Origin of the sequence: Streptomyces sp. NPDC102406 (assembly GCF_044765725.1) — a bacterium.
GTDB lineage: Bacteria > Actinomycetota > Actinomycetes > Streptomycetales > Streptomycetaceae > Streptomyces.
Genome location: NZ_JBIWKP010000001.1, coordinates 374,477 through 388,672 on the forward strand (window position 1 = coordinate 374,477; position 14,196 = coordinate 388,672).

At 71.6% G+C, this 14,196-nt stretch carries 14 protein-coding genes, 3 tRNA genes and 1 pseudogene; 13 read left to right on the forward strand and 5 right to left on the reverse strand.

The features are described 5' to 3' along the window. Positions 1-2: 2 nt before the first annotated feature. Both ACIRF8_RS01800 and ACIRF8_RS01805 read left to right on the forward strand, forming a co-directional pair. Positions 3-1,274, forward strand: coding sequence for an MFS transporter (locus tag ACIRF8_RS01800; protein ID WP_404209834.1), 1,272 nt, complete (start codon positions 3-5; stop codon positions 1,272-1,274). Positions 1,275-1,382: 108 nt separating this feature from the next. Further along, positions 1,383-1,616, forward strand: a complete 234-nt coding sequence (locus tag ACIRF8_RS01805; RefSeq protein WP_404209836.1) for a hypothetical protein — start codon at positions 1,383-1,385, stop codon at positions 1,614-1,616. A gap of 16 nt (positions 1,617-1,632) precedes the next feature. Here the strand turns inward: ACIRF8_RS01805 and ACIRF8_RS01810 are convergent, their stop codons facing one another. After that, positions 1,633-2,289, reverse strand: coding sequence for an SDR family oxidoreductase (locus tag ACIRF8_RS01810; RefSeq protein WP_404209838.1), 657 nt, complete (start codon positions 2,287-2,289; stop codon positions 1,633-1,635). A 194-nt stretch (positions 2,290-2,483) separates the two neighbouring features. Then, on the reverse strand, positions 2,484-3,746 hold the full coding sequence (locus tag ACIRF8_RS01815) for an amidohydrolase family protein (protein ID WP_404209840.1): 1,263 nt from the start codon (positions 3,744-3,746) through the stop codon (positions 2,484-2,486). 193 nt (positions 3,747-3,939) lie between these two features. Here ACIRF8_RS01815 and ACIRF8_RS01820 point away from each other — a divergent pair. The 10 genes from ACIRF8_RS01820 (at position 3,940) to ACIRF8_RS01865 (ending at position 10,750) form a co-directional block, all read left to right on the forward strand. After that, positions 3,940-4,012, forward strand: a tRNA-Thr gene (locus ACIRF8_RS01820). Positions 4,013-4,058: 46 nt separating this feature from the next. Further along, positions 4,059-4,131 (forward strand) — tRNA-Met (locus ACIRF8_RS01825). A 91-nt stretch (positions 4,132-4,222) separates the two neighbouring features. Continuing rightward, positions 4,223-4,387 carry a 50S ribosomal protein L33 gene (gene rpmG / locus ACIRF8_RS01830; RefSeq protein ID WP_004571794.1) on the forward strand — a complete coding sequence of 55 codons (165 nt, stop codon included), beginning with the start codon at positions 4,223-4,225 and terminating at the stop codon, positions 4,385-4,387. A gap of 77 nt (positions 4,388-4,464) precedes the next feature. Further along, entirely contained in the window at positions 4,465-4,917 is a 453-nt protein-coding gene (locus tag ACIRF8_RS01835) for a MaoC family dehydratase N-terminal domain-containing protein (protein ID WP_404209842.1), read from the forward strand. A gap of 2 nt (positions 4,918-4,919) precedes the next feature. Next, positions 4,920-5,348: a MaoC family dehydratase gene (locus tag ACIRF8_RS01840; protein WP_404209844.1), complete on the forward strand. Its 429-nt coding sequence runs from the start codon at positions 4,920-4,922 to the stop codon at positions 5,346-5,348. A gap of 140 nt (positions 5,349-5,488) precedes the next feature. Further along, positions 5,489-6,052, forward strand: a complete 564-nt coding sequence (locus tag ACIRF8_RS01845; RefSeq protein ID WP_404209846.1) for a TetR/AcrR family transcriptional regulator — start codon at positions 5,489-5,491, stop codon at positions 6,050-6,052. Positions 6,053-6,196: 144 nt separating this feature from the next. Next, positions 6,197-7,633, forward strand: a complete 1,437-nt coding sequence (locus ACIRF8_RS01850; protein ID WP_404209848.1) for an MFS transporter — start codon at positions 6,197-6,199, stop codon at positions 7,631-7,633. A gap of 103 nt (positions 7,634-7,736) precedes the next feature. Next, a complete protein-coding gene (locus ACIRF8_RS01855) occupies positions 7,737-8,117 on the forward strand; it encodes a DUF3291 domain-containing protein (protein WP_404209850.1) in 381 nt (126 codons plus the stop codon). 10 nt (positions 8,118-8,127) lie between these two features. Then, positions 8,128-9,231 (forward strand): UDP-N-acetylmuramate dehydrogenase, encoded by a 1,104-nt coding sequence (locus tag ACIRF8_RS01860; RefSeq protein WP_404209852.1) that lies wholly within the window; start codon positions 8,128-8,130, stop codon positions 9,229-9,231. 91 nt (positions 9,232-9,322) lie between these two features. Further along, a complete protein-coding gene (locus ACIRF8_RS01865; RefSeq protein WP_404209854.1) occupies positions 9,323-10,750 on the forward strand; it encodes a tetratricopeptide repeat protein in 1,428 nt (475 codons plus the stop codon). Here ACIRF8_RS01865 and ACIRF8_RS01870 read toward each other — a convergent pair. From ACIRF8_RS01870 to ACIRF8_RS01880, 3 genes and pseudogenes are all read right to left on the reverse strand, one after another. After that, positions 10,744-11,383: pseudogene (locus tag ACIRF8_RS01870) on the reverse strand (NAD(P)-dependent oxidoreductase). The gene ACIRF8_RS01865 and the pseudogene ACIRF8_RS01870 sit on opposite strands and share 7 nt — an antisense overlap. A 66-nt stretch (positions 11,384-11,449) precedes the next feature. Beyond that, on the reverse strand, positions 11,450-12,469 hold the full coding sequence (locus ACIRF8_RS01875; RefSeq protein WP_404209856.1) for an adenosine deaminase: 1,020 nt from the start codon (positions 12,467-12,469) through the stop codon (positions 11,450-11,452). A gap of 123 nt (positions 12,470-12,592) precedes the next feature. Further along, positions 12,593-13,840 carry a pyridoxal phosphate-dependent aminotransferase gene (locus ACIRF8_RS01880; RefSeq protein ID WP_404209858.1) on the reverse strand — a complete coding sequence of 416 codons (1,248 nt, stop codon included), beginning with the start codon at positions 13,838-13,840 and terminating at the stop codon, positions 12,593-12,595. 202 nt (positions 13,841-14,042) lie between these two features. Between ACIRF8_RS01880 and ACIRF8_RS01885 the strand changes: the two genes are divergently transcribed. Continuing rightward, positions 14,043-14,115 (forward strand) — tRNA-Trp (locus ACIRF8_RS01885). The last annotated feature ends 81 nt before the right edge of the window (positions 14,116-14,196 follow it).

Sequence of the window (14,196 nt, forward strand, 5' to 3'; positions counted from 1 at the left end):
GGGTGACCACGGTCGCCGCCGACGGCACCTCGCTGTGGCGGCACCGCCCGTTCGTCCTGCTCTGCGGGGAGCAGATCGCCAGTTCGCTGGGGCGGCAGATCACCACGCTCGCCCTGGCGCTGCTGGCCGTGACCGACCTGGGCACGGGCCCGTTCGGGACGGCCGCGTTGCTCGCGCTGACCTACCTCCCCGGCGCCCTGCTCAGCCCTCTCGCCGGTGTCCTCGTCGACCGCGTACGGCTGCGGAACCTGCTCGTCACAGTCACCGCCGCGCAGGCCCTCGTCGTCGGCTCGGTCCCGCTCGCGGCCACTGCCGGGCACCTGACCAGCGGACATCTGTACGTCGTAGCCGTCGTCTGCGGCGCCCTGACGTTCACGCTCTCCGTGGCGCTCCAGGCAGCGCTGCCCCGCGTCGTCGCGCCCGCCCGCCTGCTCGGCGCCAACTCCGCGCTGACAGCGGCCCGGACGAGCGGGCAGATCGGCGGCCCGGCGCTCGGCGGCATCCTCGTCGGGCTCCTCGGCCCCGCCCCCGCCCTCCTCGCGGGCAGCGCGGCCTACGCCGTGGAGACGCTCCTCGTCCTCGCCCTGCCCGCCGGGTTGAACCTCCGCGAGAAGCAAGGCGCCACGTCTCCCCTGGACGCCCTGCGTTCGGGCCTCGCCGTCGTTCGCGCCCAGCCCCGACTGCGCCGCATGGTCCTGTCCGGCGCGGGCCTCAACCTGGGCAGCGGCGCCGCCACCGCCCTCTACGTCTTCTATGCGGCCAGCGAACTCGGCCTGTCAGCACCCCAGTTAGGTGTGACCTACGCCGTCTACAGCGCGGCCACGGTCGCGGGCGCGTTCCTCGCCGGTCGCTTCGCCCGCACCACGGGACTGTGGCGGGCCACCCAGGTGTGCGGCCTCGTGGCGGGCGCCGCCGTGTTCCTGATCCCGGCCGCCTCGCTCGGCCCGGCGCTCGCACTGCTGCTCGCGTACCAGGTGACGTACGGGCTCTCCGGCACCGTATGGATGATCTCCATGACGACGACGCAGCAACAGGTCGCCCCGGACGACATGCAGGGCCGTGTCGCCGGGCTCGTGCAGGCCGTGCTCCTGGCGACCGTGCCGGTCGGAGCGCTCGTCGGCGGGGCACTGGCCGCATGGCTCGGCAATGTGCCCGTCCTGCTGGGCTCGGCGACGGTCGCCCTCGTCTCCGCGGCGACGCTCTGGGCGCCGATGCGGGCCGTCGCGGCCGACCCGGTGGATCCGGCCGGGAACGGCGTGCCCAGCCGACACTGAGCGCCCCCACCGCCCGGGGAACGCCCCGAGGAGGCCGCGCCCGCCCTGCGGAACGAACGCGGCACGTGCCCTCGTGTGCACGCGCCGATCACGGCGCAGAATTGACCCATGGCTTCGTCATCCACGCCCTCGGCGTCCCGCCGCCGCACCTGCCCCGAGTGCCGGCGCGACATCGCCGTCGTCGGCGGCCGCTTCGCCCGGCACGACCCTCCGGGGGCCCGCGCGGCGGGAGGGCTGGTCTCCTGCCCCGGCTCCCGCCGCAGGGCCCAGCTCGGAGCGGTGCAGGACGCCCTCGACGGATACGCCGTTCCGTACGTGCCCGGTCAACTACCGCTGTTCTGAGGGCGAGGAGCGGGCGTCAGTTCCCGGCGACCGACTTCACGGCCACCGGCACCGGCGCCGAACCGGAGACGAGTTCGAGGGTCAGCCCTGCCGTGGCGGGCGTGTCCACCAGCTCGGCGATGACCGCGGCCACGTCGTCGCGCGGCACCGATCCGCGCCCGGTGGAGACCTCCAGGCGGACGAGACCGGTCCCGGCGTCGTTCGTCAGCGACCCGGGCCGCAGGATCGTCCAGTCAAGGCCGCTCCGCCGACGCACGTCGTCGTCGGCCGCGCCCTTGGCCCGCAGGTACACGTCGAAGACGTCGTCACCCTTGTGCGAGGCGTCCGCGCCCATCGACGACACCACCACGTACCGGCGCACCCCGGCCCGCTCCGCCGCGTCCGCGAACAGCACGGCGGCGTCCCGGTCCACGGTGTCCTTGCGGGCCGTGCCGCTGCCCGGGCCCGCGCCCGCCGCGAAGACGGCCGCGTCCGCGCCCTGGAGATGCGCGGCGACCTCCTCCACGGACGCCGACTCCAGATCGCACAGGACGGGCTCCGCACCGGCCGCGCGCAGGGCGTCGCCCTGCGCGGCGTTGCGGATGATCCCCGCCACCTCGTCCCCGCGCGCGGAGAGCACCCGCTCCAGCCGCAACGCGATCTGACCATGACCCCCAGCAATGACAATGCGCATGCCTCCGACCGTACGCCGGGTGCGCACGGTTCACCGCGCAACCACGTCCGCGACGGTTCACGATCACCCCCGGAACCGAGGTCCTTGCGGCGCACGTGCCCTCGTACGACGCAGGAAGCCGCCCTCCGAGTCAGCCGAAGGGGTACGCCCCCACGCACGCGCCGCCGCTCCCACGCGCGTGGGAGGACACATCCTCAAGCCTGGTTGCCGCCCTCGTACTTGGCGGCCCGCCCCTGCCGTGGCAGGTCCAGCGCGACCGCCGCCGCCGAGTCGCAGTACTCGCGCACCGCGCTGGTCCGCGCGACCACCCGTCCCCGGTGCACCACGATGCGGCTGTACGCGAGGGAGAGCGCCCCCGCCAGCCGATCCCCGCGCACCGCGAGCAGTTCGGCGGGGAAGCCCGCCTCCAGACGCACCTCGGGGAGTCCCAGCGCGGCCCTGGCGGCCGAACTCACCGCGTCGTACGCGTCCTCGGCCCGCATCCCGTACCGGGAGGCCAGCAGGTACGCGGCCTCCAGTGGATCACCCCGGCCCACGGGGTTGGACAGGTCCCGCAGCGCCCCGCTGCCCGCAGCCACCCGTACGCCGGCGGCCCGCAGGAGGCGGACCGGCGCCACCCCGCGGCCGTCCACCCCGGAGCAGCCGCTCTGCGGCAGGCACACGGCCGTCACCCCGGCCGACGCCAGCCGGTCCACCGCACGCCGCGCCACCTCGCCCTGCAACCGCCCGAGCCCACCCAGCGGCCCCACGGCCACCCCGGAGCGCAACCCGCCCGCGGCCGCCGCCAGCCGCCCGAGCCGCGCCGGATCGGCCCCGTCCGTATGCAGGTCCACCGGGCATCCGTGCTCGGCGGCGAGTTCGAGCACCGCCTCCACATAGCCCGTCGGATCGGGGTCGAGGTCGGGGCAGCCGCCCACGACGGAAGCGCCCATCTTCACCGCGTCCCGCAACATCGCCAGCCCGTTCGCCCCGGCGACCCCGGTCAGCAGCCGGGGCATCGCCACCGTCCGCAGATCCACGAGCCCCACCAGCGAACGCCGCGCCTTCAGAGCGGCCTCCATCGATCCGAGGCCCTCCATGTCGCCGATCCGCACATGGGAGCGCAACGCGGTGGCCCCGTGCCCCAGTTGCAGCAGCGCCGACTCGGTGGCACGGCGCTGGACGTCCTCGGCGTCGTGGGAGACGGGCCCCGCGCAGTCCGCGGACAGCGCGGTGTCGCCGTGCGCGTGCGGTTCGGCGGGGGCGGGCAGCAGGAGGTACCCGGAGAGGTCCACGCGCGCGGTGGGGGCGGTCAGGCTGCCTGCCGTGCCCACCGCCTCGATCCGTCCGCCGCTCAGCCGCACGTCCACGGTCCTGCCGTCGGTGAGCCTGGCACCGCACAGCAACAGACCGGAGCCGTCGGACGCGTCGTCCGGGGAGCCGGGGGAGGGGGGCTGCTGAGGCGGGCTGTCGGGCATCGCGCTCCAGAGGGCTCGTCGGGGCTCGTGCTGCGGCAAGATCACGCAGCGACGGGACGAGCCTAGGACGACGGTGGGACACCTTCGAGGAACCCGAAATAGTCGTACAGATGGGGTCCGTGGGGGGCCTGTGTCGATCACCCGAAACGGATTTGGGCGATCGGCGCGCGACCGTGTAATGTCTTCATCGCTCGCCCCAATAGCTCAGTCGGTAGAGCGTCTCCATGGTAAGGAGAAGGTCTGCGGTTCGATTCCGCATTGGGGCTCTGGTGTGAAGTTCCCTCACCTTCGGGTGAGGGGTCCTCGCATCACAGCGGTGTAGCTCAGTCGGTAGAGCAAGCGGCTCATAATCGCTGTGTCACCGGTTCAAGTCCGGTCACCGCTACTGACAGTAGCCGATTGTGGGGTCGGTCCTTCGATCGGCTACTCTTTTATGCGTATAACCCTGTCCCATCCGTTCGTCAAGGAGCACTCACGTGGCTGCCACCGACGTCCGCCCGAAGATCACGCTGGCCTGCGTGGAGTGCAAGGAGCGGAACTACATCACCAAGAAGAACCGGCGTAACGACCCGGACCGACTGGAGATGAAGAAGCACTGCCCGCGTTGCAATGCGCACACCGCGCACCGCGAAACGCGATAATTTCAGGCTCGTACACGAGGCCGTCCCCGTCAGGGGGCGGCCTCGCGTCGTTGACACACCCAGGAGGTGCCGAGTCCATGGCGCTCGACCAGTCCTTCGTGGGGCGGACCTACCCGCCCACTGCCCCGTACGAGGTCGGCCGGGAGAAGCTCCGCGAGTTCGCCGAGGCGGTGGGGGACACCAACCCCGCCTACGTCGACCAGGAGGCCGCGCGACAGCTCGGCCACCCCGACGTGATCGCCCCGCCCACCTTTGTGTTCGCGATCACCTTCAAGGCCGCCGGAGACGTCATCCACGACCCGGAACTGGGACTCGACTACAGCCGTGTCGTGCACGGCGACCAGAAGTTCGCCTATACGCGTCCGGTGTGCGCGGGCGACAGGTTGACCGTCACGTCCACGATCGAGGGCATCAAGTCCCTCGCGGGCAACGACATCATCGACGTCCGCGGTGAGGTCCACGACGCGGCGGGCGAACACGTCGTCACCGCCTGGACCAAGCTCGTCTCACGCGCCGCAGGGGAGGCCTGACCATGGCGACGACCATCAAGTACGCGGAGGTCGAGGTCGGCACCGAGCTGCCGGCGCAGACCTTCCCCGTGTCCCGCGCCACCCTCGTCCAGTACGCGGGCGCCTCCGGTGACTTCAACCCGATCCACTGGAACGAGAAGTTCGCGGTGGAGGTCGGCCTCCCGGACGTGATCGCGCACGGCATGTTCACCATGGCCGAGGCGATCCGCGTCGTCACCGACTGGGCGGGCGACCCGGCCGCCGTCGTCGAGTACGGCGTGCGCTTCACCAAGCCGGTCATCGTCCCGAACGACGACAAAGGCGCCGAGATCGCGGTCAGCGCCAAGGTCGCGGCCAAGCTCGACGACAACCGCGTCCGGGTCGACCTCACCGCCATGAGCGCGGGACAGAAGGTGCTCGGCATGTCGCGGGCGGTCGTCCAACTCGTCTGACCGACCTGGAATCAGTAGCTGTGAGTAAGGGGCGTCCTCCCGGAGGGCGTCCCTTACGTGTGTCCTTGGCCACAGGGCGGCGGAAAAGCGATCGCGTCGGCGGGTTGACGAGGGTAGTAATCAACCACTAACTTTCTCGCATGGTCAGGATGAGTGCGGAGGAGCGACGCGAGAGCGTCATCCGCGCGGCGATGATCGAATTCGCCCGCGGCGGCTACAAAGGGACGTCCACCGAGGCGATCGCCAAGCGTGTGGGTGTCTCGCAGCCGTACCTCTTCCGGCTTTTCCCCGGCAAGGAAGCCATCTTCCTCGCGGCGGCCCGCCGTTGCTGCGAGCGGACCACCGAGGTGTTCCGGAAGGCGTCCGAGGGGCTATCGGGTGAGGAGGCCCTGCACGCGATGGGGGCGGCGTACCAGGGGCTCATCGCCGACGACCCCGACATGCTGCTCATGCAGATGCAGATGTACGTCGCCGTGGCCTCCGCGGAGTCGGCCGGCGACCGGGAGTTCGGGGAGGCGCTGCGGGCGGGCTGGATGGAGATGTACGACACGGTCCAGCTCGCGCTGGGCACGGGTGTCGGCGACACCACTCAGTTCCTCGCCTACGGGATGCTCGTCAATGTCCTGGTCTCCCTCGGTTTCCAGGCCGACCACCGGGTCTGGACCGGCTTCTACGACTCGGTGCAACGGCAGGCGGAACGGTAGCGGTAGCGGTCTCGATAGCCGTCGGCGGCCCGGCTTGCAGCCGACGACCGCAGTGGTACTACAGCGCGTGTGTCACGGGGGTGCGCACTTCTGTCCCCGCAAAAGTTAGTCATCAATTACTAACCAGGGATCCAAGGAGAAGCGATGTCACAGCGAACAGCCACACCACAGCGCGGGGGAACGGTCTGGGCCCTCGTCATCACCAGCGTCGCCGGATTCATGGCGGCCCTCGACAATCTCGTCGTCACCACCGCCCTGCCCTCCATCCGCAAGGACCTCGGCGGCGCCCTCGACGACCTCGAATGGACGGTCAGCGCCTACACGCTCACCTTCGCCGTGCTGCTGATGTTCGGCGCCGCGCTGGGCGACCGGTTCGGACGCAGGCGGCTCTTCCTGGTCGGGCTCAGCGTGTTCACCGGTGCCTCCGCCGCCGCGGCCCTGGCACCCGGCATCGAGTCGCTGATCGCCGCCCGCGCGGTGCAGGGTGTCGGCGCCGCGATCATGATGCCGCTGACACTGACCCTGCTGACCGCGGCCGTCCCGGCGGCCAAGCGGGGAATGGCGTACGGCATCTGGGGCGCGGTCAACGGGCTCGCCGTCGCCTCGGGCCCGCTCATCGGCGGCAGCCTCACCGAGCACGTCTCCTGGCACTGGATCTTCTGGCTCAACGTCCCGCTGGGCCTGGCCCTGCTGCCCCTCGCCCGGCTGCGCCTGAACGAGTCCTACGGTTCCGGCGCCCGGCTCGACATCGTCGGCACCCTGCTCGCCAGCGGCGGTCTCTTCGGCATCGTGTACGCCCTGGTGCGTGCCCCCATGGACGGGTGGTCCAGCCCCGTCGTCCTGCTCGGCCTCTTCGCGGGCGCCGCACTGCTCGGCGGGTTCGTCCACCACGGCATCCACACCAAGAACCCCATGCTCCCCATGCGGCTCTTCCGTTCCCGTGCCTTCACGGGCATCAACGCGGCCAGTCTGCTGATGTTCCTCGGCATGTTCGGCTCGATCTTCCTGCTCAGCCAGTTCATGCAGGGTGTGCTCGGCTACTCGCCGACCGAGGCGGGCCTGCGCATGCTGCCGTGGACCGGCATGCCGATGCTGGTCGCGCCGATCGCCGGATATCTGTCCGACCGGATCGGTGGCCGCCCGGTCGTCGCGACCGGCCTGTTCCTCCAGGCCGTCGGACTCGCGTACTACGCCGCCACGATCGCGGTCGACGTCTCCTACGCCGCCCAGTTGCCCGCCCTGATCATCAGCGGCATAGGGATGTCCCTGTACTTCGCCCCCGCGTCCGCCCTGGTCATGTCCAGCGTCCTGCCGCACGAACAGGGCATCGCGTCCGGCTCCAACAACGCCCTGCGCGAGGTCGGCGGCGCGCTCGGCGTCGCGGTCATGGCGTCGATCTTCTCGGCCAACGGCGGCTACGACTCCCCGCAGCACTTCGTGAACGGCATCGAACCCGCGCTGTGGGTGGGTTCCGCGGCGGTGGCCCTGGCCGGTGTCGCCACCCTGTTCATCCCGCGGCTGCGGTCCACGACGGACACGGTGCCGGACGAATGCCCCGCCCCTGTCCTGGAAAACGCCTGACGCCCGAGGCGCCAGTCCGTATGCACCGATCGCGCACGCACCACTCACGCACCAGTTACCTGCGCACGCACCAGCTACGTACGCACCGGAAGGGAGCACCACCATGCCGACCCTGCCCTGGACCGTCCCGAACACCCCGCCCACGCGCGCGGAGGCCGTTGTCTTCGCCTCCCGCTTCGAGACCCGCACCTTGGGGGGCGCGCTGAAGTTCCTGCTCCGGACCCCCACGATCTGGCGCCAGGTGGGCCGCGCCCGTGGTGCCTACGGGGCCACCTTGCGGGCAACGCCCTTCAAGCGCACCTTCTGGACCCTCTCCGCCTGGGAGTCGGCGGACGCCCTCAAGGAGTACGCGGCCTCCGCGCCGCACGCGCCGGTCGCTGCCGGACTGCGTGCCCAGATGCGGGACGTCACGTATCGCACCTGGCAGGTGTCCACCGACGACCTGCCGCTCGACTGGAAGGACGTCCAGCGGCGCTTCTCGTGATGCCCGCCAAGTGACGGCCCCGCCCTGTCGGCGGGGCCGTTCTCGTACTCTGGAGCGCGTGCAGGAACTCCACGACGCCCCCCTCGCCCCCCTGACCACCTTCCGGCTCGGCGGCCCCGCCACCCGGCTGCTCACCGCGACGACCGATGCCGAGGTCGTCGAAGCGGTGCGCGAGGCCGACGCCGCCGGCACCCCGCTGCTGATCATCGGCGGTGGCAGCAACCTCGTCATCGGCGACCAGGGCTTCGCGGGCACCGCCCTGCGCATCGCCACCAAGGGCTTCGAACTCGACGGCACGAAGCTTGAGCTGGCGGCGGGCGAGGTGTGGACCGACGCCGTGGAGCGCACCGTCGAGGCGGGCCTCGCGGGCATCGAGTGCCTCGCCGGGATCCCCGGCTCCGCGGGCGCGACACCGATCCAGAACGTGGGCGCCTACGGCCAGGAGGTGTCCGCCACCATCACCGAGGTCGTCGCCTACGACCGCACGGCGGGTGAGACGGTCACGCTCGCCAACGCCGAGTGCGCCTTCTCGTACCGCCACAGCCGCTTCAAGGCCGAACCCGACCGCTATGTGGTGCTGCGGGTGCGCTTCGAGCTGGAGGACGCGGGCGGTCTCAGCGCTCCGATCAAGTACCCCGAGACGGCCCGCACCCTCGGGGTCGAGGCGGGCGACCGGGTCCCGGCCGCGACCGCGCGGGAGACCGTCCTGAAGCTGCGCTCCGGGAAGGGCATGGTGCTCGACCCCGAGGACCACGACACCTGGTCGGCCGGTTCGTTCTTCACCAACCCGATCCTCACGGAGGCGGAGTTCGCCGCCTTCCACGCGCGCGTGGCCGAGCGTCTCGGCCCGGACGTGAAGGCGCCCGCGTTCCCGGCGGGGGACGGCCTGACCAAGACCTCGGCGGCCTGGCTCATCGACAAGGCGGGGTTCACCAAGGGCTACGGCACCGGCCCGGCCCGCATCTCCACGAAGCACACCCTCGCCCTCACCAACCGCGGCCAGGCGACCACCGAGGACCTGCTCGCCCTGGCCCGCGAGGTCGTGGCGGGCGTCCGCGAGGCGTTCGGGGTGACGCTGGTCAATGAGCCGGTGACCGTCGGCGTACGCCTCTGAGCTGCAATGACTCATTGACCCGAGCGGTCTTTGCCCCTGATAGTGGCGGCGTCGAGACGATCGACACGCACATCAGGGGTGGGGACCACACATGCAGGGGAACGACGGGCAGTCCGTGCTGCCCGCACACGAACGTGCTCAGGCGTCGCTGCGGGCGGGCGAGCCGGCGCGCGCCCGGGCCGAGGCGCACAAGGCCCTCGACGAGCACGGCCCGCACGCGGGTCTCTACGCGGTCCTCGGCCGGGCTCACGAGGCCGAGGACGACGACGATCACGACGCCGCGGCGGAGCGCGCCTACCGGGCCGGGCTCGACGCCTTCCCGGACGATCTGGACCTGCTCGCCGCGTACGCCGAGTTCGGGCTCGCCGGTGACCTCATGGAGCGACCGGGGCGCGTAGCGCGCGGGCGGCGGGCTGCGGACCGGCTGCGGGAGCTGGCCCCCGATTCACCGCAGGCGCTGCGGATCGGCGAGGTGGTGGCCGGGGGCTCCACCGGGCGCCGGACGCCGTCCCCCGGGTACGTCCAGCGCCATGACGTCAGGGCGGCGCTGACCAATGGCGCCCCCCTCGACGCCGCCGCCGGGCAGGCCAGGGAGGCCGCCGACGCCTGGCCGCACGACCGCCGCCTCGCCGTCCGCGCCGAGACGCTGGCCGCGCTGGCCGAGCCCAAGAGGCACCGGAGGCTCATCGCCACGATGCTGCGGCACCCGTACCGGACAGCGCTCGTGCTGTGTGCGGCCGTGGCCGCCTGGCTGCCGACCGTGCCCGCGCTCGGCCTGCCCTGGCAGTACTGCCTGTGCGGGCTGGTCGTGAGCGTCCCGGTGAGGATGGAGCGGTCCCTGCTGAGGCGGGCCCGCCGCAGAGCCGAGCAGCGGCTGCCCGCCGGGTACGCGGCTCCCGCGCCCGGTGCCCCGGACATCCCGCCCCCGACGCGTCGTGAGCGGACCGCGCTGGCGTTGGCGCTCGTAATGGTGGCGGGGTCGGTGTTCGGGTCCGTGGGGTGGCAGTACGTGCGGTCGACGCAGTACCCGCACTACGTGGCGGTGGTGCCGCGGTCCTTCCACGGGATCGCGTTGAGCGCGGACGACCCGATGGGCGACTACCTGGACTCCTCCAGGGCGGATTCCCTGTTCCCGTCATCCGCGCGTCCGTTCTCGGGCCTCTACAGGGACAAGGGTTCCGGTATCGGGATCGTCCTTCTCGGGGCGACGGGCGACCTGCACGCCGAGGACCCCGATGAGCTGTTCGCGGCCATGCGAGGAGAAAGCGGGGACGCCCCGTGGGGCGGGCCGGAGGACGTCTGGAGCGCCGACCCGGGTCCGCTCGGCGGCCGGATGGAGTGCGCGTCGTACCGGCCGGGGGGCGGCAGGCTGGGCGTCTGCACCTGGTTCGACAAGGGCAGCATGGGCGTGGTGATGAGCGGCGTCACCGGTTCCCTCGACCGTGCGACGCCGGCCCGGACCACCAGGGAACTGCGCCGGGCGACCTTGCGGCCTACCGACGAGGGCACCGTTCAGTAGGCGACCCCCACGCCCTGCTTGACCGTCGCCGGGTCGTCCACCGCGGCGAGCATCGCGTGGGCCACGTCCGCGCGGGAAATGAAGCGTCCCGCGCGCGGGAAGCCACCAACGGCCTTCCGGTACGAGCCTGTCAGCGGCTTGTCCTGGAGGCGCGGGGGCCGCACCGAGGTCCAGTCCGTCGCGCTGGACGCCACCTCACGCTCCATGGCGGCCAGATCGACGTAGACGCCTTTCAGGAGCGAGCCGATCACCTTCAGCACCAGGCCGGTCGGCCAAGGGCGAGTCCGCGGGCTGGGGGCCCACCGGGCCCGCGCTGACCACCACCAGGCGGCGCACGCTCTCCGCCTCCATCGCCGCCAGGACCGACCGGGTCAGCTCCGTCGCGATCCCCGTCGCGGCCTCCGCGCGCCCGCGGGCGCCGAGCCCCGAGAGCACGGCGTCGCGGCCGGCGACCGCGGGGCGCAGCGACCCGGGGTCGCTCAGATCGCCCCGGAACACCTCCAGGCGCTCGCCGGTGGCGCGGAACCGGGCCGGGTCCCGCACCACCGCCGTGACCTCGTGACCCGCCCCCAGGGCCTGCCGGACGATCTCCCGCCCGATGCCACCCGTAGCACCGAAAACCGTGAGCCTCATGGCGTACCTCCAGGTCGGCGTCAGGTGGTGGGTGAGTATCGCCGTATCGCCGTACGAGGGCGAGGATCAGGCCAGCCACTCGTCGATGCCGCTCAGCAGCTTCTCCTTGACGTCCACGGGGGCGGCCGAGCCGCGCACCGACTGGCGGGCCAGCTCGGCCAGTTCGGCGTCGGAGAAGTCGTGGTGGCGGCGGGCGATGTCGTACTGGGCGGCCAGGCGCGAGCCGAAGAGGAGCGGGTCGTCGGCGCCGAGCGCCATCGGCACCCCGGCCTCGAAGAGGGTGCGCAGCGGCACGTCCTCGGGCTTCTCGTAGACCCCGAGCGCCACGTTCGAGGCCGGGCACACCTCACAGGTCACCTGCCGGTCCGCGAGCCGCTTGAGCAGCCGCGGGTCCTCGGCGGCCCGCACCCCGTGGCCGATGCGGGTGGCGTCCAGGTCGTCCAGGCAGTCCCGCACGGACGCCGGACCGGTCAGCTCACCGCCGTGCGGCGCGGACAGCAGCCCGCCCTCGCGCGCGATGTGGAAGGCCCGGTCGAAGTCCCGTGCCATCCCGCGCCGCTCGTCGTTGGAGAGCCCGAACCCGACGATGCCCCGGTCCGCGTAGCGCACCGCGAGCCGCGCCAGGGTGCGGGCGTCCAGCGGGTGCTTCATGCGGTTGGCGGCGACGAGCACCCGCATCCCGAGCCCCGTCTCCCGCGAGGCGCTGTCGACGGCGTCCAGGATGACCTCCATGGCCGCGATCAGACCGCCGAGCCGGGGCGCGTACGACGTCGGATCGACCTGGATCTCCAGCCAGCCGGACCCGTCCGCGATGTCCTCCTCCGCGGCCTCCCGCACCAGGCGCCGGATGTCCTCGGGAGCCCGCAGGCAGGAGCGCGCCGCGTCGTAGAGCCGCTGGAAGCGGAACCAGCCGCGCTCGTCCGTGGCCCGCAACTTCGGCGGCTCGGCGCCGGTCAGCGCGTCGGGCAGGCGCACCCCGTACTTGTCGGCCAGTTCGAGCAGGGTCGTGGGCCGCATCGACCCGGTGAAATGCAGATGCAGATGGGCCTTCGGCAACTGCCGTACGTCACGAGGTACACGCTCCATCCCAAGATCCTGCCGTACACACCTGTAGTACCGGTAGCGCCTTTCCCCCTTCGGGTCCCCCTCCGAACGAAGAAACGGGCCGCCTCTTCAAAAGAGGCGGCCCGTCCGGCGACGGCGTACGACTCAGTCCTGCGCCTCGGCCAGCAGCTTCTGGATGCGGGAGACACCCTCGACGAGGTCCTCGTCACCGAGGGCGTAGGAGAGCCGCAGGTAACCCGGTGTGCCGAAGGCCTCGCCCGGCACCACCGCGACCTCGGCCTCCTCCAGGATGAGCGCCGCCAGCTCGACGGAGTCCTGCGGGCGCTTGCCGCGGATCTCCTTGCCGAGCAGCCCCTTCACGGACGGGTACGCGTAGAACGCGCCCTCGGGCTCCGGGCAGACGACGCCGTCGATCTCGTTGAGCATCCGCACGATCGTCTTGCGGCGCCGGTCGAAGGCCTCGCGCATCTTCTCCACGGCGGTCAGGTCACCGGAGACGGCGGCGAGCGCGGCGGCCTGCGCCACGTTGGAGACGTTCGAGGTGGCGTGCGACTGGAGGTTCGTCGCCGCCTTCACGACGTCCTTCGGGCCGATGATCCAGCCCACCCGCCAGCCGGTCATCGCGTACGTCTTGGCGACACCGTTGACCACGATGCACTTGTCGCGCAGCTCCGGCAGGATCGCGGGCAGCGAGGTGAACGTCGCGTCGCCGTAGACGAGGTGCTCGTAGATCTCGTCCGTCATGACCCACAGGCCGTGCTCGACGGCCCAGCGGCCGATGGCCTCCGCGTCGGCCTCGCTGTACACGGCGCCCGTCGGGTTCGACGGCGAGACGAAGAGCACGACCTTCGTCCGCTCGGTGCGCGCGGCCTCCAACTGCTCGACGGAGACCCGGTACCCGGTCGTCTCGTCCGCCACGACCTCCACCGGCACACCGCCCGCGAGCCGGATCGACTCCGGGTACGTCGTCCAGTACGGAGCCGGGACGATGACCTCGTCACCCGGGTCGAGGATCGCGGCGAACGCCTCGTAGATGGCCTGCTTGCCGCCGTTGGTCACCAGGATCTGCGAGGCGTCGACCTCGTAGCCGGAGTCGCGCAGCGTCTTCGCGGCGATCGCCGCCTTCAGCTCGGGCAGACCGCCGGCCGGCGTGTAGCGGTGGAACTTCGGGTTCTTGCACGCCTCGATGGCCGCCTCGACGACATAGTCGGGCGTCGGGAAGTCGGGCTCACCGGCGCCGAAGCCGATCACCGGACGCCCGGCGGCCTTCAGGGCCTTGGCCTTGGCGTCGACGGCGAGGGTCGCGGACTCGGAGATGGAACCGACGCGAGCCGAGACCCGGCGCTCGGTAGGGGAGGAACCTGCGGACGGAGAAGGAGTTGCAGCGCTCATAACCCCATCGTTCCAGACCCGAAACCCGCCCGGCACACGGGATTCCGAGACCGGCCGCACCGCTCTTGATCCACTGACGGTCCTCATCTGTTCGACGGAGGGCCGCGGAGCACGTACACTCACTGCTCGTTGGCCTTCACCGGCCGCACCTTCCGAGCGCACTCCGTGCCTTTGGGCGGATGCGGTACGTTGGGGGAAACAAAGGGTCGTAGCTCAATTGGTAGAGCACTGGTCTCCAAAACCAGCGGTTGGGGGTTCAAGTCCCTCCGGCCCTGCTCACACTCCTTCGCCAGGATGTGTGCGGATGTACGTACTGCATTGCACCGCCGTGCGGCTCAACCGGGCGCGGCACGGCC

Coding starts and splice junctions, on each gene's coding strand:
- ACIRF8_RS01805 (WP_404209836.1), top strand. CDS start 1,383: ATGGCTTCGTCATCCACGCCCTCGGCGTCCCGCCGCCGCACCTGCCCC.
- ACIRF8_RS01810 (WP_404209838.1), bottom strand. CDS start 2,289: ATGCGCATTGTCATTGCTGGGGGTCATGGTCAGATCGCGTTGCGGCTG.
- ACIRF8_RS01815 (WP_404209840.1), bottom strand. CDS start 3,746: ATGCCCGACAGCCCGCCTCAGCAGCCCCCCTCCCCCGGCTCCCCGGAC.
- ACIRF8_RS01835 (WP_404209842.1), top strand. CDS start 4,465: ATGGCGCTCGACCAGTCCTTCGTGGGGCGGACCTACCCGCCCACTGCC.
- ACIRF8_RS01840 (WP_404209844.1), top strand. CDS start 4,920: ATGGCGACGACCATCAAGTACGCGGAGGTCGAGGTCGGCACCGAGCTG.
- ACIRF8_RS01845 (WP_404209846.1), top strand. CDS start 5,489: ATGGTCAGGATGAGTGCGGAGGAGCGACGCGAGAGCGTCATCCGCGCG.
- ACIRF8_RS01850 (WP_404209848.1), top strand. CDS start 6,197: ATGTCACAGCGAACAGCCACACCACAGCGCGGGGGAACGGTCTGGGCC.
- ACIRF8_RS01855 (WP_404209850.1), top strand. CDS start 7,737: ATGCCGACCCTGCCCTGGACCGTCCCGAACACCCCGCCCACGCGCGCG.
- ACIRF8_RS01865 (WP_404209854.1), top strand. CDS start 9,323: ATGCAGGGGAACGACGGGCAGTCCGTGCTGCCCGCACACGAACGTGCT.
- ACIRF8_RS01875 (WP_404209856.1), bottom strand. CDS start 12,469: ATGGAGCGTGTACCTCGTGACGTACGGCAGTTGCCGAAGGCCCATCTG.
- ACIRF8_RS01880 (WP_404209858.1), bottom strand. CDS start 13,840: ATGAGCGCTGCAACTCCTTCTCCGTCCGCAGGTTCCTCCCCTACCGAG.